14 protein-coding genes are annotated in these 19307 nt (G+C 72.4%); 10 read left to right on the top strand and 4 right to left on the bottom strand.

From position 1 onward, the window contains the following. Positions 1-27 precede the first annotated feature (27 nt). From GA0070612_RS01040 to GA0070612_RS01015, 6 genes are all read left to right on the top strand, one after another. Positions 28-1272 (top strand): sensor histidine kinase, encoded by a 1245-nt coding sequence (locus GA0070612_RS01040; RefSeq protein ID WP_088986198.1) that lies wholly within the window; start codon positions 28-30, stop codon positions 1270-1272. Further along, positions 1269-1919 carry a response regulator transcription factor gene (locus GA0070612_RS01035; protein ID WP_088986197.1) on the top strand — a complete coding sequence of 217 codons (651 nt, stop codon included), beginning with the start codon at positions 1269-1271 and terminating at the stop codon, positions 1917-1919. The genes GA0070612_RS01040 and GA0070612_RS01035 overlap by 4 nt, the downstream gene beginning before the upstream one ends. Before the next feature lie 76 nt (positions 1920-1995). After that, positions 1996-3072, top strand: a complete 1077-nt coding sequence (locus tag GA0070612_RS01030; RefSeq protein ID WP_088986196.1) for a hypothetical protein — start codon at positions 1996-1998, stop codon at positions 3070-3072. Positions 3073-3347: 275 nt separating this feature from the next. Further along, entirely contained in the window at positions 3348-3518 is a 171-nt protein-coding gene (fxsA, locus tag GA0070612_RS01025; protein ID WP_231924423.1) for an FxSxx-COOH cyclophane-containing RiPP peptide, read from the top strand. Further along, entirely contained in the window at positions 3500-4720 is a 1221-nt protein-coding gene (locus GA0070612_RS01020) for an FxsB family cyclophane-forming radical SAM/SPASM peptide maturase (RefSeq protein WP_231924422.1), read from the top strand. Before fxsA ends, GA0070612_RS01020 begins: the two co-directional genes overlap by 19 nt. Next, positions 4717-6627: an HEXXH motif domain-containing protein gene (locus GA0070612_RS01015; protein WP_167393596.1), complete on the top strand. Its 1911-nt coding sequence runs from the start codon at positions 4717-4719 to the stop codon at positions 6625-6627. The genes GA0070612_RS01020 and GA0070612_RS01015 overlap by 4 nt, the downstream gene beginning before the upstream one ends. Here GA0070612_RS01015 and fxsT read toward each other — a convergent pair. Both fxsT and GA0070612_RS01005 read right to left on the bottom strand, forming a co-directional pair. Beyond that, positions 6596-10639, bottom strand: a complete 4044-nt coding sequence (fxsT, locus tag GA0070612_RS01010; RefSeq protein ID WP_088986192.1) for an FxSxx-COOH system tetratricopeptide repeat protein — start codon at positions 10637-10639, stop codon at positions 6596-6598. The genes GA0070612_RS01015 and fxsT overlap by 32 nt on opposite strands. Continuing rightward, positions 10623-11903, bottom strand: a complete 1281-nt coding sequence (locus GA0070612_RS01005) for a TIR-like protein FxsC (RefSeq protein WP_167393595.1) — start codon at positions 11901-11903, stop codon at positions 10623-10625. Before GA0070612_RS01005 ends, fxsT begins: the two co-directional genes overlap by 17 nt. 208 nt (positions 11904-12111) lie before the next feature. On the opposite strand from GA0070612_RS01005, the gene GA0070612_RS01000 reads away from it, so the two are divergent. From GA0070612_RS01000 to GA0070612_RS00990, 3 genes are read left to right on the top strand one after another with little or no spacing between them, the layout of a single operon-like run. Then, positions 12112-13572 carry a MoxR family ATPase gene (locus GA0070612_RS01000; protein WP_088986190.1) on the top strand — a complete coding sequence of 487 codons (1461 nt, stop codon included), beginning with the start codon at positions 12112-12114 and terminating at the stop codon, positions 13570-13572. Positions 13573-13574: 2 nt separating this feature from the next. Further along, entirely contained in the window at positions 13575-15527 is a 1953-nt protein-coding gene (locus tag GA0070612_RS00995; RefSeq protein ID WP_088986189.1) for a vWA domain-containing protein, read from the top strand. 28 nt (positions 15528-15555) lie between these two features. Beyond that, entirely contained in the window at positions 15556-16023 is a 468-nt protein-coding gene (locus GA0070612_RS00990; RefSeq protein ID WP_088986188.1) for a hypothetical protein, read from the top strand. Positions 16024-16180: 157 nt separating this feature from the next. On the opposite strand, the gene GA0070612_RS00985 is transcribed toward GA0070612_RS00990, so the two are convergent. Then, entirely contained in the window at positions 16181-17170 is a 990-nt protein-coding gene (locus GA0070612_RS00985; protein ID WP_408630526.1) for a GlxA family transcriptional regulator, read from the bottom strand. A 19-nt stretch (positions 17171-17189) separates the two neighbouring features. On the opposite strand from GA0070612_RS00985, the gene GA0070612_RS00980 reads away from it, so the two are divergent. Continuing rightward, positions 17190-18545 carry an MFS transporter gene (locus GA0070612_RS00980; protein WP_408630525.1) on the top strand — a complete coding sequence of 452 codons (1356 nt, stop codon included), beginning with the start codon at positions 17190-17192 and terminating at the stop codon, positions 18543-18545. Positions 18546-18555: 10 nt separating this feature from the next. On the opposite strand, the gene GA0070612_RS00975 is transcribed toward GA0070612_RS00980, so the two are convergent. Next, a complete protein-coding gene (locus GA0070612_RS00975; RefSeq protein ID WP_088986186.1) occupies positions 18556-19257 on the bottom strand; it encodes an RICIN domain-containing protein in 702 nt (233 codons plus the stop codon). Between the last annotated feature and the right edge of the window lie 50 nt (positions 19258-19307).

Below are 19307 nucleotides of genomic sequence, written 5' to 3'. Positions count from 1 at the left end.
GGCCCACCCCGGCAGCAGAATGACGAGGTGACAGTCCGGGCGGCGCTGACCCCGCTGGTCGCCGGCACGACCTGGCGACGCGGCGTCTTCCTGCTGCTCGGCGGAGTGCTGGCACTGCCGTACGGGGTCCTCGCGGTGACCTTCGCCCAGCTGTTCGCCGACTCGGCGATCCCCCGACCACTGGTCTACGCCCTGCTGGTGATCGCGGCGCTGATCGCCGGGACGCCGTTGCTGCTGGACGGCAGTCGGGCACTGGAGATCGCCGCCGTACGGGCCCTGCTCGGCGTGGACCTCCCCGAACCGGTGCCCGGGCATCCCGGCGACCGGGAGACCCGGCTGCGCAGCGCGCTCTGGATCGCCACCCATCTCGTCGTCGGCGCGCTGGTGATGATCGCGCTGTTCAGCGCCCTGCCGATGGCGCTCGCCTTCATCGCCCAGCAGTTCGGCATCGGCACCGAACTGATCAGCCGCGAACGGTTCGGGCCGTTGGACGGGCGCGACGGCGGCTGGCTGACAGCGAGCGGGGTGCTCCTGCTGGTCGGCCTCGGCTACGCGGTCGCCGGGCTCGGCGCGCTCGCCGGCTCGATGGCGCCGGTGCTGCTCGGGCCGGCCCCGGCGGAACGGATCGCCGCCCTGGAGAGGGAGGCCGTCCGGCTCGCCGAACGCAACCGGCTGGCCCGGGAGCTGCACGACTCCATCGGCCACGCGTTGACCGTCGCCACCCTCCAGGCCGGAGCCGCCCGCGAGGTCCTGCACACCGACCCGGAGTTCGTCCGACGGGCGCTCACCGCCATCGAGGAGACCGGACGGACCGCCATGGACGAGCTGGACCACGTGCTCGGGCTACTCCGGGAGAGCGGCACCGAACGCCCGGTGGTGGCGCCGCAGCGTACCCTCGCCGACCTGGACCGGTTGGTCACCGACGCCCGCGCTGCCGGGCTGGCGGTGCACGCGCATCGCGTCGGCGACGCGGCGCGGGTCCCCGCGGCGGTCTCCCGGGAGGGCTACCGCATCGTGCAGGAGGGACTGACCAACGCCGCCCGTTACGGCGACGGGCCGGTGACGCTGCGGCTGGACCTGCACCCGGAGGCACTGGAGTTGGAGCTGGTCAACGCGATGAGCAGACCCGGTCGGACCCCGCTGGGCCACGGCGGTCGCGGTCTGGACGGCATGCGGGAGCGGGTGCTGCTGCTCGGCGGCCGGATCACCGTGGGCCCGGACGGCGACCGGTGGCTGATCCGGGCCCGACTGCCCTACGAGGAGACCCGATGACCACCGGCGTGCTCATCGTCGACGACGACGAACTGATCCGGATCGGACTGCGGGCCATCATCGACGCCCAACCCGACCTGCGCGTCCTCGCCGAAGCCGCCGACGGCGCCGAGGTGCCGCCGCTGGTGGCCCGGCACCGGCCCGACGTGGTGCTGATGGACGTGCGGATGCCCGGCATCGACGGCATCCAGGCCACCCGACACCTGCTGACCACCTCCGCCGACCCGCCCCGGGTGCTGGTCGTCACCACGTTCGCCAACGACGAGTACGTCTACGAGGCGCTGCGCGCCGGCGCCTCCGGCTTCCTGCTCAAACGGGCCCGGCCCGCCGAGGTGGTGGAGGCCGTCCGGGTGGTCGCGGCGGGGGAGTCGCTGCTCTTCCCGGCCGCGATCCGTCAGCTGGTCGGCGCGTACGGGCCGGCGGGCGGCGACCGGCTGCGCGCCGCGCGGCTCACCGAACGGGAGGCCGAGGTGCTCCGGTTGATGACCACCGGCCGGTCCAACCCGGAGATCGCCGCGCACCTGGTGGTCGGCGTGGAGACGGTCAAGACGCACGTCGGCAACGTGCTGGCCAAGCTGGGCGCCCGCGACCGCACCCAGGCGGTGATCGCCGCCTACGAGTCCGGCTTCGTCACCCCGTCCGGTTGACGGTTCCCTCGCCCGGGGGAGCGGGTTCACCGCCTGCCGGGAGGGAATCCGGCGGCTGTCCGTCGACGCTGGGAGCATGACGAAAAACGATGTCTTCCCGTCCCGGGCCGGCTCCCGCCGGCCGGACCGGCTCGCCCCACTGGCCGCCGGTTGGCTCGGTCTGTGGGGCGTGCTGGCCCTGGTCAGCATGCTCACCGACGCCGGCTACCCGCTCGGCCCGAACGACAGCAACGGCGGCGACGTCAGCCTGCTGCGCCTGGTGCCGGTCGAGGTGGCCACCCCGCTCTTCGCCGGCGTGCTGCTCACCGCCGCGGTGGCCGCCCTGGCGATGAGCCGCCCGGCGGCACGCCCGCGCGGGCCGCTGCGGGCGATGCTCGCCGGCTACGGCTGGGCGGTGGCGTTAGCGCTCGTCCTGGTCGTGCCGGACGTCCGCGTACTGATCGTCCTCGGCTACCTGCCGATACTGATCGTCGGGGCGCCGTTCGGCTGGCCGCCGGTCGACTACGCCGACGTCTTCACCTGGGCGCTGTTCGCCCGGTTCGCGGCGCTGGCCGGCGGGTTGCTGCTGGCCGGTGCGGTGCTCACCTGGCAGCGCCGTACCACCGGGGCCTGCGTCGGCTGCGGTCGCGCCGACACCGGCCGGCGGTGGACCACCCCGGCCGCCGCCACCCGCTGGGGTCGGTGGGCCGCCGGCATCGCCGCGGCCATCCCGCTGACGTACGCGGTGACCCGGTTCGCCTGGGCGGCCGGCATCCCGCTCGGCATCTCCCGCGAATTCCTCACCGAGATGCGGGACACCGGGCTGGTCTGGGCCGGGTTCGGGCTGGCCGCGTTCGCCACCGTCGGCGCGATCCTCACCCTTGGGCTGGTGCAGCGCTGGGGCGAGCGGTTCCCGCGCTGGGTGGTCGGCCTCGCCGGCCGGCGGGTGCCGGTGAAGCTGGCCGTGCTGCCCGCCACAGTGGTGGCCCTGTCCGTGACCGCCGCCTCGCTGGGGCTGCTCAGCAACCCGAAGTTCTGGGAACTCACCGGCGGGCTCAGCCTGACCGGGGCGCCGATGTTGCTCTGGCCGCTCTGGGGCGTGGCGCTCGGCGCGGCCACCTACGCGTACCACCTGCGCCGGCGTGGAACCTGCCGACGCTGCGGTCGGGGCTGATCACACGTGTCGACGTAGCCGGCTGCCGGATCGATGGTCCTTCCCGTCCGGACGCCGGATTTTCCATGGACGGATGGCCGAGAACAATGTCTGCGGGCCGCACTGTGGCGTTGAACCGGATGACCCGCCTGACCCACCGCGCAAACAGCGTGCGGCCGCTAGGATGACCCGGTTCGTCGGCGGGGTCGGCGTTGTGACGGGTCTCGGCCCGGCGGCTTCCGCACAATTCATTGCTCACTCGGGCGCGAGTCCTTTTCGCGGGTGGACGGATCATGATGGATACGACCGATGGCGCACCTCAGGGCACCCTCGTTGATCTCAGCGAGGTGAGCCTCGCCGACCTTCAGGAGCTGGACCAGTCGGTGTTCGCCCACTCGCTACGCCGAATTCTCGACGAGATCGATCGCCCGCAGGAGGCGGTCGCCGGGTGGAACTCGGCGATGTGAGGATGCCGGTCGGCGGGCGCGGCTCGACGGGGGCCGCCACGGTGGCCGAGGGCGGCGTGTCCACCCGCCCACGGCCCGTCCCGTTCTCGGAGTTCATTCTCAAGGTCCACAGCCGCTGCAACCTGGCCTGCGACTACTGCTACATGTACGAACTGGCGGACCGCAGCGCCCTCGCCGACCCGCTGCTGATGGCCCCGGACGTCTTCGACCACGCCTGCCGGCGGATCCGCGACCACGTCCACGACCACCGGCAGAGCGCCGTACGGATCGTCCTGCACGGCGGCGAACCGCTCCTCGTCGGTGCTCCCAACCTGGTCCGGATGGCGAGCCGACTCCGGGAGGCGATCGCCCCGGCACAGGCTCAGATCACCGTGCAGACCAACGGCACCCTCCTGACCCGACACGCCCTCACCCTGCTGGCCGACGCCCGGGTGCGGATCGGCGTGAGCCTCGACGGCGACCGGACGGCGAACGACAGGCACCGGCGGTACGCGTCGGGCCGCAGCAGCTACGACGAGGTCGACAGGGCCCTGCGCCTGCTCGCCGAGCGGCCCGACGCGTACGCCGGTGTGCTCTGCGTCGTGGACCTTGCCGCCGACCCCGGACAGACCTACGAGGCGTTGCTGTCGTACCGGCCGCCGATGGTGGACTTCCTGCTCCCGCACGCCAACTGGGAGGCGCCGCCGCCCCGGCGAGGTGCCGACCCGAGCCCCTACGGCACCTGGTTGGCGACAGCCTTCGACGCCTGGTACGACACCTCACCCCGGCTGACCCGGGTGCGCCTCTTCGAGGAACTCATCAACCTGCTGTTCGGCGGGCGCAGCCGGACGGAGTCCCTCGGGCTGAGCCCCGTGGCCGCCGTGGTGATCAACACCGACGGGGCGTACGAGCAGGTCGACACGTTGCGCTCCACCTACCCCGGCGCGGTCGGCACCGATTTGACCGTCTTCACCGACACCTTCGACGACGTGCTGCGCCACCCCGCCGTCATCGCCCGCCAGATCGGGGTGGACGCGCTCGCCGCCACCTGCCGTACGTGCCCGGTGCACCGGGTCTGCGGTGCCGGCAACTATCCGCACCGGTACCGGGCGGGAAGCTTCACCAACCCGTCCGTCTACTGTCCCGACCTCCTGCACCTCATCGCCCACGTCGAGCGACGCCTCCGAGCGGATCTGGCAGCCATGCCCCGGGGGCGGTCGTGACGGGATACCACCGGCTCACCCGCGACGACCTCGCGGCTCTCGCGGCCGGCCTCGGTGACCAGCGGACCATCCGACTGCTGCGCGACGGCCAGGTGAGCAAACGCATGCTCCAGCTGCGCGTCCTGCTCGACACGGTGGATTCGGCGGAGATCCGCCGGCACTTCGGGCTCTGGGCGACGGCGGCGGGCCGGTCACCCGAGGCGGGGCCGGCGGTGTTGGCCCTGCCGCACACCGGTGCCTGGTTGGCCAGCGCGCTCCGGCGACTGCGCACACCCGTGTCGTCCACTCCGACGTCCGATGCGGCAGCCGGCCGTACGACCGGCGGGTTGGTGGTGCGGGCGGCACCCGAATCGCCCGTCGAAGCCGAGTTGACGGCGCTCGGGTCGCTCGCCGCAGTGGCGGCGCTCCGCGCCGGAATGGACTTCGAGATCAGCGTCGCGCCGCGCGGCGGTGCCGTCTACCTGCCCACGCTCGGGCTGGCGCGGGTCGGGGACACGCAGCGGGTGACCATCTCGCGGGTGGGGTCGCGGCTCCTGATCGGGCCGGTCGAGGTGTCACCGGCCTCGCCGTCGGACGTGGGGCCGGGCGCGGAGAGCGCCGGCTGGTCCGGCCTGCACCGACTGCGTAGCACCGCCGACGGGCTGACGCTGCGGATCACCCTCGACGACCTCGACCCGTACCGGGACCGGCACCGGCTCTGCGCCGCCGAGCGACTCACACCCGCCGAGGTCGCCGAGTGGCAACGGCTGCTCGACGACGCGTGGCCGATCCTGGTACGCCACCACCGCCGGCACGCCGAGGCGATCGCCGAAGGGCTGGGCTGGCTCGTGCCGCTGGTCGCCGACTCGGTCAGCGCCGGGGTCAACGTCACCAGCATGGATGCGTTCGGTTCGGTCTCGATGACCCGTCCGATCGACGGGCAGGCGTTCGCGCTCGGCCTGCTGCACGAGTTCCAGCACGCCAAGCTCGGTGCGACGCTCGACGTCGAACCCCTCTACGAGCGCGACGACAACCGTTACTACTACGCCCCCTGGCGCGACGACCCGCGCCCCCTCGGGGCCGCCCTCCAGGGCGTGTACGCGTTCATCGCGGTGACCGAGTTCTGGCGGGGGCGTCGCGCGCTGCTCACCGGCGGCCCGGCCCGGATGGCCGAGGTGGAGTTCGCCCGTTGGCGTGACCGCGTGTCGCGCACCTGCGCCGACATCGAGTCGTTCGGCCGCCTGACCGCCGCCGGCCGCGAATTCGTCGCCGGCCTGCGGCGGGTCATCGACGACTGGCGGGACCCGGTGGATCAGGGAGCTGCCGAGCTCGCCCGGGAGGCCGCCGAGGACCACTGGACGGTCTGGCGGCTGCGGAACCGTCGCCCGGACCCACACGTCGTACGCCGGCTCGCCGCCGCCCGCGCGGCCGGACTGCCGTGCCCCGCCGTCACCGTCGTGCTGCGGGTGGAGCCGGCCGACGGCCGATGGCTGAGCCTCAGCCCGCGGCTCGACCTGGTCCGGCTGCGGCTGACCGATCCGGAACGGTTCCGGCGGCTGCGTACCGGCGCGGAACCCCTCGTGGACGCACTGCCCACGGCGTCCGACGGGGACCTTGCCCTCGCCGCCGGGGACGACCTCGCCGCGCGCGAGAGCTACCGCCGGCAGGTGTGCGCCGACCCGGAACTGCTGTCCGCCTGGGTCGGACTGGCCCTCGCCGAGCAGCGGTTGACGGCGGCGCGGAAGACCGGCGGGGCCGACCCGGAGCTGTGCCGCGCGGTGTACCGGCAACTGCGTACGGACGGGCACCCGGAGGACCCGTTGGAGCTGTCCCGCTGGCTCGCGCCGGCGACCTGCGTGGCGGCACCGGGCATCGAACCCGACGGCGAACCGTCGGTCACGTCGGTGGCGGTTCCAGATCGCAGTTGAGGCGGTTCGCCTCGACCAGTGCGATGGTGTTCGGGTGGTGCTCACCCAGGACCCGGCGGAAGAGTGGCATCACCGAGTCACGCAGGGCGCGGGCACCCCGGTGGTCCCCGGCGACACTCAAACTCGTGGCCAGGTTGTTCGCCACCGCCAGAGTGTCCGGGTGCGACGGGCCGAGGATGCGCTGGGCCCGCTCGTAGCAGTCCTGGTCGGTGGCGAGGGCCGCCGCGAACTCCCGACGCCCGTACCAACAGTTGGCGAGGTTGATGTTCGCCGCCAACGTGTACGGGTGGTCGGCGCCGATCTGTTCGGTGAACCGGTTGACGACCTCGTCGGACAACGCGAACGCCGCGTCCAGGTCCCCCGCCTTCCGCAGGAAGATGGCCAGGTTGTTGCCGTACGCCAGGGTGAACAGATGGTCCTCGCCCATCGCGTCCCGATACCAGCGGTACACCGGGCGCGCCCGGCGGAGCGCGCCCGCGTCGTCCTCCAGGGCGGACTCGTCACAGGCCAGATTCATCGCCGCCGCCTGCACGTCCGGATGGTCGGGGCCGTGCCGGCGGCGGGAACGGACCAGCACGTCCGCGCTCAACGCGTGCGCCCGCTCGAACTCGCCCAGCTTCCGTAGGGTCACCGCGTAGCTCTTGCTCGCCCGGAGGGTCTCGCTGTCCTCCTCCCCGAGCACCTGCCGGTCCGCCTGCACGGCCGCCTCCAGCACCCGTCGGGACTCGGTGAGGTCGCCGGTGTCGCGGAGGTCCCGGCCGTACTGCCCCTCGGAGAAGAGGGTGAACGGGTGCATCGGCCCGAGGGTGTCGCGGCGGCGCGTCAACGTGCGCTCGTTGAGCCGCAACGCCCCCCGCAGGTCACCGACCAGGCGCAGCGACAGGGCCAGGTTGTGCGCGGCGATCAGCGCCCGCGAGTGCTCCTCGCCGAACACCTCGCGGGCCAACTCCTCCGTCCGGGTGTCCAACTCGCGCGCCCGTTCGAAGAACCCCAGCGCGCGCAGGTCCGCGGCGAGACTGCCGGCCACGATCACCGTGTACTCGTGGTTCTCGCCGAGAGTGTCGGAGAGCCGCTGGTACACGTCCCGATCGATCTCGTACGCGGCCTTGTACTGCGCTTCGAGGCGCAGCGCGTTGGCGAGGTGGAAGCGCATCATCTGGGTCGGCGGGTCGTCCGCGCCGTGCTCCGCCCGCCACGCCTCGATCGCCTTCTCGGCCAGCTCCGAGCAGGTGGCGAAGTCGACCCGGGTCCACATGTAACGGGCCACGTCCAGCAACAGTTGCCGAACCTCCGGCTGCGGTGAGTTGAGGGTCTTCGACGGCAGCAGGTGCGGCCAGAGATCGGCGTAGACCGGCCAGTTGCGGGGCTGGTCGGGGTCCTTCGGGTTGGCGGCGGCGAGGATCGCGTGCACGTGCCGCCGGTTCTCCGCCTTGGCCTCGTCGGACAGCGACTCCCGGATCAGCTCCTGCACAAGTGGGTGCATACGCAGGCTGGCCTGGTTGCCGTCGTCACCGCCGTCCGGGGTGCGTCCGCGGACGTTGTCGATGCGGGCCAACGAGTAGCGGCCGACGTCCCGCAACGCGCGACCCATGAGCAGGGGATCGCGTACCGACGGGTCGTAGGGGAGCAGCACGTTGACGAAGCTGTCGTCGTAGAGCAGGGACATCGGGATCGGCTCGGCGGCGAAGAACGCGCAGACCTCCAGCAGCTTCGCCGCCGCCGGGTTGCGCTCCCGCAGGCTCTCCAGCGAGACGAGCCACGGCTCCGCGCCGGTCTGCCGGTAGTCGGTGGGCAACTCGTCGGAGAGCATGCCGGGCAGGTAACGCCGCAGCCGCCGCAGGTACTGCGTGGCCGACTCGCCGGTGGTCGCCAACCACGCCCCGGCCTGTTCCACGGCGAGCGGCAGGTCGCCCAGGCGCGCGGCGACCATCTCCGCGTCGGCCAGGGGCAGGCGGGGGATCCGCCGACGGAGCAACGTGGTGCTCTCCGCCCGGTCGAAGGCGCCCACCTCGAAGTTGCGGGCATGCCGCGCCCAGACGTGGTTGCGCGTGGTGACGAGGACGTGCCCGGCGCCCTGCGGCATGAGGTCGTGCAAATCGGCCGGGTCGTCGGCGTTGTCCAGCACCAACAGCCACCGCCGGTACGGGTCGCCCCGACGCAGGGCGTCCAGCACCCACTGGACCCGCTCGGCGACGTTGCCCCCGAGCGGCGTGTCCGCCTTGGCGGCCAGCCGGTCGGCGAGCGAGGCCAGGGCGAGCCGCATCACGCTCGGCTGCTGTGCGGAGATCCACCAGACGACGTCGTACTCGGCGCGGAAGCGGTAGGCGTACTCCAAAGCGATCTGGCTCTTGCCGACGCCGCCCAGACCGTGCAGCGCGAGCGGGGTGTGCCGGGCCTCGGCCGACGACAGCCAGTCGCGCATCTCCTCCAGGAGCGGGCTGCGGCCGACGAACTGGACGTTACGCGGCAGCGGCACCCTCCAGACCGGCGGTTCGTTGCCCGGGAACCGGCGGCGTTGCCCGGCGCCCTCCGGGTCGGTCGCCGGACGGGCGGGATGGTCCAGCGCTTCGAGCAACCGGCTGGCGGCCTCCTCCTCGCTGGCGCCCACCAGGTCCACCGGAACCCGCTCCAGGAACACCGCCGGCGCGCGGGAATTGTCCAGCCGGACGGGCACCAGGAAGGTGCCGCCGCTGCCCGCCTCGAAGGTGGTGGCCTGGGCCCACAACTCGCCGGCGTTCGGCGACTGCATGTATTCCTGGGACAGCAGCACCACCAGCCGGGCGGCGTCCTTGAAACCGACGGCCGTCGCCGCCCCGCCACCAGGGCTGGCCGGGAAGTCGACCTCCCGCATCACCGTGTGCAGGCCCGCCGACCGGAGCTCGTCGCGGACCCACTCGGCCCAGGACCGGTCGAGGGAGACATAGCTGATGAACACGTCGGGTGTCGCACCGGAGATGCGCTGCCGCTCGAACTTGGCCAACCACTGGCGGCGCAGCCGATCCTCCATGGGCGGCAGGCTGTCGACGGCGTTCTCGGTGATCGCCCTGGCGAGTCGCTCGTAGGCGGCGAGCAGGGTGCCCTCGTGGTGCGCCCGGTCGCCGAACCCCGCCAGGATCTCCTCGTACGCGTAGTAGGGCTGGTAGGGGATCTCGATCTCGCCCCAGTATCTGTCGCTCTCCTCGGCTGAGGTGCGCGGCAGCAGCGGTGCGAAGCGGCGGCGCGCGTGGTCACGCCCCGCTTCCAACTTGAGCTGCTCGGCGTTGTCGACCCGCATCGGCACCGGCAGGATCCGGACCGGCCGGTCGCCGCGCTGCCGGATGATGGACCGGGTGACGCCGGCAGCTCCGTCGATGCTCTGGTCGTTGAGCGTGAACGACGTCACCACGGCATCGGGCAGTCGCACGGTGCAGATGCCGGCGCCGTCGCTGACACCGGTGCGACTGTCGATCAGCACGTAGTCGTAGTGCTCGCGCATGCTGGCGGCCAGCGCGTCGAGGAAGCTGTTGCCGCCCAACTTCTCGAAGAACGCCTGCCAGTCGAACGTGCTCACGGCCTTGGTGTACGCCGTGTCCTGTCTGCCGGCCGGCAGGAGGTCCAGACTGCCCTGGGGAACCGGACCCGCGGTTGGTCGGACGGCCGAGGTGGGAGCGAGGAAGTCCCAGTGCAGCGAGACGGCGTGGTGCAGCACGTCGGCCGCGCTGCCCAGCCAGTCCTCGTCCTCGGTCTCCTCCAACGGTCGAACGACAGCCTCGGCGTAGTCACGGACCATGTCGATGACCCCGGTCGAGGTCCGCAGGTCCTTGTCGAGGAGGAACGGGTGAAAATACTTGTGCAGACCGGGGGACTCCAGGTCCCAGTCGACGGCGAGCACCCGGTAGCCGTTGGACGCCAGGATCCAGGCCACGTTGGCGAGCGCCATGGTGCGACCGGTGCCGCCCTTGTACGAGTAGAACGTGATGATTCGACCCTCGACACCGTCGCCGGTGATGCCCGGGTCAGCGCTCGTCGTCACGGCCGTCCTCCGCTGCGGTGTCGTCGCCTTCCGCCCTCCAGGGCCCGTCGATGCGTGGTGGTCGGGAGTCGGTGGCGGGGCCCGGAGGCCGGTGCACCGCTCCTCGGCTGAACACCCGGTTACGGGCGACCTCCAGCACCTCCGGCAGCTCCTCCTGGAAGGCGCGGTGGGTGAGGATGTTGGATCGGTACAGCTCGTCGTCCGAGGCCAACTCGTCGAAGATCTCCCGACAGGCGCGGGACAGCGACTGCCAGTGCTCTCGGGTCTCGATGTCGTCCCGGCTGCTCGGGATCAGCACCGCCGTGGTGCCGCCGTCGCGCAGGGCGGCCGTGGCGTGGGCGGTCAGCGACTGCCGCTGCTCGGGCAGGCGGGTCAGCCAGGCGTCGACGATCAGCACCATGATCTGGTTGTAGCGGGCCGCCTGCTCGGCGCGGCGGGCCAGCTCGGTCAGGTCCACGACCGTCGACCGGTAGCTGTGGTCGGCGGCGATCTCGCGCGCGTAGTCGACGACCGGGTCGGGGAACGGCGGCCCGTACGGTGCCCAGGCCAACGCGCGGTCGCCGTAGGTGTTCACGCGTTGGCGTACCGTGCTCATCTCGTCCCGGTGTGACGCCGCGACGATGAAGTGGACCAGCATCGGCGCGAACTGGTCGACGTCCGCGGTGAGTTGCCCGGCGCCGGCGGGGCGGTGGAAGGCGCTGACGACGGACCGGAGGTCGATGGAGCGTTGGACGTCCGGCAGCGGATGTTCCTCCACACTGGACACGATCTGGTTGGCCAGCTCGAAGAGGAACGTGCGGTAGTCGTCGCTGTGCCGCTGGAGCCGCATCAACTGCCGAACCCCCAGCCGCTGGTAGAGATCACCGAGGCTGTGGGATGAGTATTGCAATGGGGACGCGACCGGATGGATGCGACCGGGCCGGGCCGGGATCCACATCAGGGGCTTGAGGAGCGAGCTGTCCACGCCGTTCTGCTGGTCGAAGCGGGCGGTGCGGTCGGCGAAGATCTGCCATTCCTGACCGCAGGCCTCGCTCTGGAAATACCTCGGGGTCATCAGGGCGAGGAACGACCGGCAGGTGCTCAACGCCTCGACCAGCCGCTGCGGCCACCGCTCGCCCAGCAGGATGGTCCGATCCACGAAACCGACCCGCTCGTCGCGGGGTAGACCCGCGATCAGCCGTACCTCTGCGCTGAGATCCTCGTAAAGACGTTGGACCAGTGCGTCCTCGTCGCCCCTCGCGTAACTGAGGAAGAAGTACAGCACCGCACCTCCGCGCCGGGAGAGGTTGACCATCGGATGGCCGGGCCGTGACCCCGTCGGTCACGACCGTTGTGCGGCGGCCGTGGCGGCGGAGCTAACCGTGAGTATAGGGGTGGAGACCACGTGCCACAGCCCACCGATCGGCGTATCCAGAGGGCGTCTCGGATATCACTTTCCGTATTGGCGTGGGTCGACTCCGAGGTGAGCTAGCGTGGGTCGGGTGACTGCGCCTAACCAGGTAATCCCGGTTCCACCGGCCGACCTGCCCAGTACGCTCGGCGCGCTACGGGCGGCCGGTCACCACTACCGCACCGTCAAGCAGGAACTCCGCGACAACCTTCTCGCCCGGATGCGCTCCGGCGACGCCCGTTTCCCCGGCATCGTCGGTTACGACGACAGCGTGCTGCCCGAGGTCGAGCGGGCACTGCTCGCCGGGCACGACATGGTGCTGCTCGGCGAGCGCGGTCAGGGCAAGACCCGACTGATCCGCTCGCTCGGCGCGCTCCTCGACGAGTGGACGCCGGTCATCCCCGGCTCGGTGCTCAACGAGCACCCGATGCACCCGCTCACGCCCGCGTCGCGCGCCCAGGTCGCCGAGGCCGGTGACGACCAGCCGGTCGGCTGGCTGCACCGCTCGATGCGGTACGGCGAGAAGCTCGCCACCCCGGACACCAGCGTCGGCGACCTGATCGGTGACGTCGACCCGATCCGGATCGCGCAGGGCCGCACCCTCGGCGACCCGGACACCATCCACTTCGGGTTGGTACCCCGCACCAACCGCGGCATCTTCGCCGTCAACGAGCTGCCGGACCTGGCCGAGCGGATCCAGGTGGCCCTGCTCAACGTGCTGGAGGAGCGGGACATCCAGGTCCGCGGCTACCAGTTGCGGCTTCCACTGGACCTGCTGCTGGTCGCCAGCGCCAACCCGGAGGACTACACCAACCGGGGTCGGATCATCACTCCGCTCAAGGACCGGTTCGGCGCGGAGATCCGCACCCACTACCCGGTCGACCTGGACCTCGAGTTGGCGTTGATCCGGCAGGAGGCCGACCTGGTCGCCGAGGTGCCGGAGCACGTGCTGGAGGTCCTCGCCCGGTTCGCCCGGGCGGTGCGCGAGTCGCCGTCGGTGGACCCACGCTCCGGCGTCTCCGCGCGGTTCGCGATCGCCGCCGCCGAGACCGTCGCCGGTGCCGCGCTGCGCCGCTCCGGCCTGCTCGCCGCCATCGGTGACCAGGACGGCCGCCCCGAGGCGGCGGTGGCCCGGGTCGGCGACGCCGTGTCGGTGACCAGCACCCTGCGCGGCAAGGTGGAGTTCGAGAGCGGCGAGGAGGGGCGGGAGATCGAGATCCTCGCGCACCTGCTGCGGACCGCGACCGCCGAGACGTTCCGGGCGCACCTGTCCGGGCTGGACCTGTCCGGTTTCACGGCGCTCGTCGCAGAGGGGGCGGCGATCGAGACCGGTGAGCTGGTCGGCGCCGCCGAACTGCTGCGGCAGGTCGGCACCGTGCCCGGGTTGGCGAAGGTCCTCGACCGGCTCGGCCTGGGCGACGCGCCCACCCCGGAGGAGGCGGCGGCTGCCGTCGAGTTCGTGCTGGAAGGGCTGCACCTGACCCGTCGGCTGGGCAAGGACGTCACCGACTCCGGGCGTACCGTCTACGGCGGCCGGGGCTGACCGTGGCCGGCAACCGGTTCCGGTACGGGCAGTGGACCGGCGGGCCCGACCCGCTGGCACCCCCGTACGACGTGCGCGAGGCGGTGGACGCGGTCGGTGCCGAGGTGCTGGCCGGCGGCAGTCTGCGGGAAGCGCTGCGCAACCTGCTCCGTCGTGGCCCCAAGGGGCGGGGCGGCCTGGACGACCTGGCCGCGCGGGCCCGTCGGCTCCGCCGGGAGGCGCTGCGTCGCGGTGACCTGGACGGCGCGGTGACCAGGGCCCAGGCCCTGCTCGACCAGGCGCTCGCCGCCGAACGGGACGAGCTTCGTGGCCGCGACGACGACGCCGCGCGGTTCGCCGAGTCGGTGCTGGACAACCTGCCCCGCTCGACAGCACGGGCGGTGGAGGAGCTGTCCGGCTACCAGTGGGCCAGCGACGACGCCCGCCGCTCGTACCAGCAGATTCTCGACCAACTCCGCGACGACGTGCTCGGTCAGCGCTTCGCCGGGCTGCGCGACGCCGTGCGGGCGTCCGCCGGACCGGCCGCGCAGCAACGGCTCGCCGAGATGATGGGTGACCTGAACGACCTGCTGGCCCGGCACGCTCGCGCGGAGGACACCACCGACGCGTTCGCCGAGTTCATGCGTCGACACGGCGACTTCTTCCCGGAGAACCCGGAGACCGTCGACGAGTTGATCGACGTGTTGGCCCGTCGTTCGGCGGCGGGTGAGCGCCTGATGAACTCGCTGTCCGACCGGCAGCGCGCCGAGTTGGCCGGTCTGATGCGGCAGTCGCTGGGCGACCGCCTCGCGGGGGAGTTGTCAGCGCTCGACGAGAACCTGCGGGCGCTGCGCCCCGACCTGCGGTGGGGGCGCGGTGAGCGGGTCCGGGGTGAGCAACCGCTGGGCTACGCCGACGCGGCCGGGGCGTTGGGTGAGATCGGCGAGTTGGACGACCTGTTGGACCAGCTCGACCAGGAGCACCCGGGGGCGACCCTGGACGACGTGGACGTCGAAGCGGTGGCCCGCACGCTGGGGCGGGACGCGGCCGACGACGTCCGCCGGTTGCGCGAGCTGGAGCGGGAGCTACGCCGGCAGGGCTGGGTGAGTCGGGACGCGGAAGGGCTCACGTTGAGCCCGAAAGCGCTGCGCAGGCTCGGCGGGACGGCGCTGCGACGGGTCTTCGCCGACCTGACCGCCGGGCCGCGGGGCCAGCACGACCTGCGGTCCGCGGGGGCCGCCGGCGAGGTCAGCGGCGCGTCCAGACCCTGGGAGTACGGCGACGAGCAGCCGTTGGACGTGGTGCGGACGTTGACCCGGGCGGTCAGCCGAGGCGGGCCGACGGTCCCGGTGCAGCTCGCGGTGGACGACTTCGAGGTGGTGGAGACCGAGAAGCGGGCGTCGGCGGCGGTGGTGCTCTGTGTCGACCTGTCGTACTCGATGATCTCGCAGGGTCGGTGGGGCCCGATGAAGCAGACGGCGTTGGCGCTGGCGCACCTGATGGAGACGCGCTTCCCGCAGGACGCCCTGCAGATCGTGGGGTTCGGCCGGGAGGCGATGACGCTCACCCAGCAGGAGTTGGCCGCCGTCGAGCCGGACCTGGAGCAGGGCACCAACCTCCAGCACGCGTTGCGGCTGGCGGGACGGCACCTGCGTCGGCACCCGGACGCCGAGCCGGTGGTGCTGGTGGTCACCGACGGGGAGCCCACCGCGCACCTGGACCCGGACGACGGGGAGGCGCTGTTCCACTGGCCGCCGCTTCCGGAGACGATCGAGGCGACGGTCCGTGAGGTGGACCGGCTGAGTCGCTACGGCGCGACACTCAACCTGTTCATGCTCGGCGACGACCCGGGTCTGCGGCGCTTCGTCGACGCGGTGGCCCGCCGCAGTCGGGGCCGCATGTTCACGCCGGACACCGATGACCTCGGCGAGTACGTGGTCTCCGACTACCTCCGCTCCCGCCAATCCCGCCGCTAACTCCCTGCGGGGCGGGTTGACTGGGGGAATGGCGGAGAGCGGGGGGTTGCGGCGGGCCTACGGGGCCCTGTTGGCCGAGGTGGATGCCGGTGGGTTCGGTCCGGCGCCGGAGGGGCAGCTCAGCGCTGAGCAGATCGTCGCCCACCTGGTCGCCAACGACGAGTTGATGATCCAGGCCACCGAGGCGTTGCTGGCCGGGTCGCCGTTCGCCTACTACGAGGTGGAGGAGGACATTCACCGTCCGCAGCTCGACGCGCTGGCCGCCGAGCAGGGGGGCCTGCGGGGCCTGACCGCCCTGCTGCACACCACCAGTGACCGCCTCTGCGGGCTCGTCGACCAGCTCGGCCTGGCGGCGGAGACCCCGGTCGAGACGCACCTGCGGGAGGGCTTCGACCTCATCGTGGACGAGTCGCTGCCCTGGTCCCGCACCCTGGACCTGCACACCCGCGTGCACCTGCCCAAACACCAGGCCCAACTCCAGATGCTCCGCGCCTGAGCGGTGGTGGCGACCGCCGGTGGCCCGGCGTGTCGCAGCACCGAGCGTCCCGCTCGGTTGAGCCTGATTCCGCTGTGGCATCACGATGCCGCAGCGGAATCACGCTCGTGGAGGGCCGCACCCCGTCGGGCCCGGGAGGGGCGCGGCCGGGCTCGGCTCAGGTTTCGACCAGCTCGGCGCGGGGGTGGAAGGTGCGGCGGTAGGTCGAGGGCGCCACGCCGATGCGTTGGTGCAGCTGCTGGCGCAGGGCGGCGGTGGTGCCGAAGCCGCAGCGGTGGGCGATCTGGTCGACGGTGAGGTCGGTCGTCTCCAGCAGCAGCCTCGCGTGGTCGGTGCGTTGTTGCAGCAGCCACTGCGCGGGGCTCAGGCCGGTCTCCGACCGGAAGCGCCTGGTGAAGGTGCGTACGCTCATCCGCGCCTGCCCGGCCAGGTCCCGCAGGGCGATCGGCTCGTGCAGTCGCTGCCGCGCCCACTCCCGGACGCCGGCGGTGCTGGTGTCGGTGACCTTCGGCACCGGCCGTTCGATGTACTGCGCCTGGCCGCCGTCCCGCCACGGAGGCATCACGCAGCGGCGGGCCGCCCGGTTGGCCACCTCGCTGCCGTGGTCGAGGCGAATGACGTGCAGGCAGAGGTCGATCCCGGCGGCGACCCCGGCCGAGGTGAGCACCGGGCCGTCGGCGATGAAGAGCACCCCCGGGTCGAGGTCCACCCGGGGGTGCAGGAGGCGGAACTGCTCGGCGAACGCCCAGTGGGTCGTCGCCCGACGACCGTCGAGCAGCCCGGCGGCGGCCAGCACGAACGCTCCGGTGCAGATCGACACGATCCGGCCCCCGCGCTCGTGCGCCGCGCGCAGCGCCGTGATCACCTCCGGCTCGACGGTGCCCGAGGACAGCACGGCGTCGTCGTGGATGCCGGGGACGATCACCGTGTCGGCGGTGTCGAGCAGCTCCAGACCATGGTCGGGGAGCACCTGGAAACCGGCGGTGCTGCGGACCGGTAGCCCGCCCGGGGTGCACACCCGCACGTCGTAGAAGTGCGTCTGGTCGACGGCCCGGGCGGTGCTGAAGACCTGGGACGGGGTGCCGAGGTCCAGGCTGACGACCTGGTCCAGGGCGAGTACGGCGATCCGGTGCGGGCGAACGGTCATGGCCCGATTATTGCGCATGATGGCTTTCCGGCCACTCGTCGCTCCGGTGCACCCCGCACAGACTGGTCCGGTGACCAAGAACCGCCGTCTGCACCCCGCCTGGCTGGTCGCCGCCGTCGCCTTCGTGGCGCTGGTCGGCGCGGCCGGGTTCCGCGCCACGCCCTCGGTGCTGCTGCACCCCCTGCACGAGGAGTTCGGCTGGCCACTGGCCACGATCTCCGCTGCCGTCTCGGTCAACCTGCTGCTCTACGGGTTGACCGCGCCGTTCGCCGCCGCCCTGATGGACCGCTTCGGTATCCGCCGGGTGGTCTCGGCGGCGCTGCTGCTGGTCGCCGCCGGCAGCGGGCTGACCGTCTTCATGAACGCGAGCTGGCAGCTCCTGCTCTGCTGGGGGGTGCTGGTCGGGCTGGGCACCGGCTCGATGGCGCTGGCGTTCGTGGCCACCGTCACCGGGCGCTGGTTCGTCCACCGCAGGGGCCTGGTCACCGGGGTGCTGACCGCAGGCGGGGCCGCCGGGCAGTTGGTGTTCCTGCCACTGATCGCCATCCTGGTACGCGACCACGGCTGGCGGACGGCGGCGCTCGTCGTGGCCGGAGCAGCGCTCGCGGTCGTACCCCTGGTGGTGTGGTTCCTGCGCGAGCACCCGGCGGATCTCGGTCTGCCCGCCTACGGCGCGACCGATGTCGTCGCGGCCCCGGCGGCGACCGGCGGCGCGGCCACCCGCGCGCTCGGCGCGCTGGCGGCCGCGGCCCGGACCCGGCCGTTCTGGCTGCTGGCCGGCGGGTTCGCGATCTGCGGGGCGACGACCAACGGCCTCGTCGGTACGCACTTCGTGCCGGCCGCGCACGACCACGGCATGCCGCAGACCACCGCCGCCGGGCTGCTCGCCCTGGTGGGTCTCTTCGACATCGTCGGCACCATCGCGTCGGGCTGGCTCACCGACCGGGTGGACAGCCGGTTGCTGCTCGGCCTGTACTACGCGCTGCGCGGGCTGTCCCTGCTGGTGTTGCCGAGCCTGTTCTCCGGCACGGCCCAGCCGAGCATGCTGGTCTTCATCGTCTTCTACGGGTTGGACTGGGTGGCCACCGTGCCGCCGACCGTGGCGTTGTGCCGGGAGTACTTCGGTGGGGCCGGAGCTGTGGTGTTCGGATGGGTGTTCGCCGCGCACCAGTTCGGCGCGGCGCTCGCCGCGACCGGCGCGGGACTGGTCCGGGACCGGCTCGGCGACTACGCGACGGCCTGGTACGTGGCGGGCGCGCTGTCGATCGGCGCCGCCGGACTGTCGTTGCTGCTGCGGCGGCGACCCGGTCGTCCGGTGTCGGAGGCCGTCCTCGCCGCCGCGACCGCGCCCAGGGCGTGGAACTTCCGAGGCTGAGGCCGGGCCGTCAGCCGAGGGTCCACTGCTGGGCCGGTCGGCCGTCGCAGGACCGCTGCCGTACCTCGTCACCCGCCTCGACACCGTCGTCGTCGGCCTGCGCGCACCTGCCGCTGTGCACCGCGACCAGCAGCACCGGGCCGGTGCCGGTCGCGGAGAGCCGCCACTGCTGGTTGGCCTGGCCGTGGCAGGGGTACTGCATGATCTTCGCGCCGTCGTCCCGGCTGCCGCCCTCGACGTCGAGGCACTGCCCGTGGGCTGAGTTGGTGAGCGTCACCACGTCCGCGCCGATCGGGTTGACGACCCACTGCTGTTCCGGGCCGCCACTGCACGCGGCCACCTGGGCCTCGGCCTCCTTGCCGTCGCCGTCGAGCCCGAGGCAGAGCCCGGAGGCGACCCGGAACACCGTCGGCCCGTTCGGCGGCCCGGCCGGGGTGGTGGGTGACGGCTCGGCGGGCGCGGTCGGGCTGGGTTCGGCTGCCGGTTCGGTCGGCTCCGCCGGGGTGGACGGCGTGCCGACCGCCGCCGGGACGGGCTGCTCGGCGTCCCCGTCGAACAATCCGGTCGCGAAGACCACCCCCAGGAGCGCGCCGACGACCCCGACCGCCAACGCGACCCGCAGCAGCGGATCGGCCAGCGGCCCGGGACGGGGTGCCTGTCGACCGCCGTAGACGGTGCCGGCGGGGTCGGGGCGTTCGTGGGGCGCGGACATACGCGTCATCCTCGCTCACGGCGGCACGCCGGAGCCAACCCGACGGCGAC

The sequence above is a fragment of the Micromonospora chokoriensis genome (assembly GCF_900091505.1).
GTDB lineage: Bacteria > Actinomycetota > Actinomycetes > Mycobacteriales > Micromonosporaceae > Micromonospora > Micromonospora chokoriensis.
The sequence above is the reverse complement of the archived record's forward strand: the minus strand, read 5'-3'. Positions and strand labels throughout refer to the sequence as shown.

Excerpts from the sequence above, each read along its gene's own strand:
- GA0070612_RS00980 (WP_408630525.1), top strand. The coding sequence starts at position 17,190 with ATGGCTTTCCGGCCACTCGTCGCTCCGGTGCACCCCGCACAGACTGGT.
- GA0070612_RS01035 (WP_088986197.1), top strand. The coding sequence starts at position 1,269 with ATGACCACCGGCGTGCTCATCGTCGACGACGACGAACTGATCCGGATC.
- fxsA (WP_231924423.1), top strand. The coding sequence starts at position 3,348 with ATGGATACGACCGATGGCGCACCTCAGGGCACCCTCGTTGATCTCAGC.
- GA0070612_RS01030 (WP_088986196.1), top strand. The coding sequence starts at position 1,996 with ATGACGAAAAACGATGTCTTCCCGTCCCGGGCCGGCTCCCGCCGGCCG.
- GA0070612_RS00985 (WP_408630526.1), bottom strand. The coding sequence starts at position 17,170 with ATGACCGTTCGCCCGCACCGGATCGCCGTACTCGCCCTGGACCAGGTC.
- GA0070612_RS00975 (WP_088986186.1), bottom strand. The coding sequence starts at position 19,257 with ATGTCCGCGCCCCACGAACGCCCCGACCCCGCCGGCACCGTCTACGGC.
- GA0070612_RS00990 (WP_088986188.1), top strand. The coding sequence starts at position 15,556 with ATGGCGGAGAGCGGGGGGTTGCGGCGGGCCTACGGGGCCCTGTTGGCC.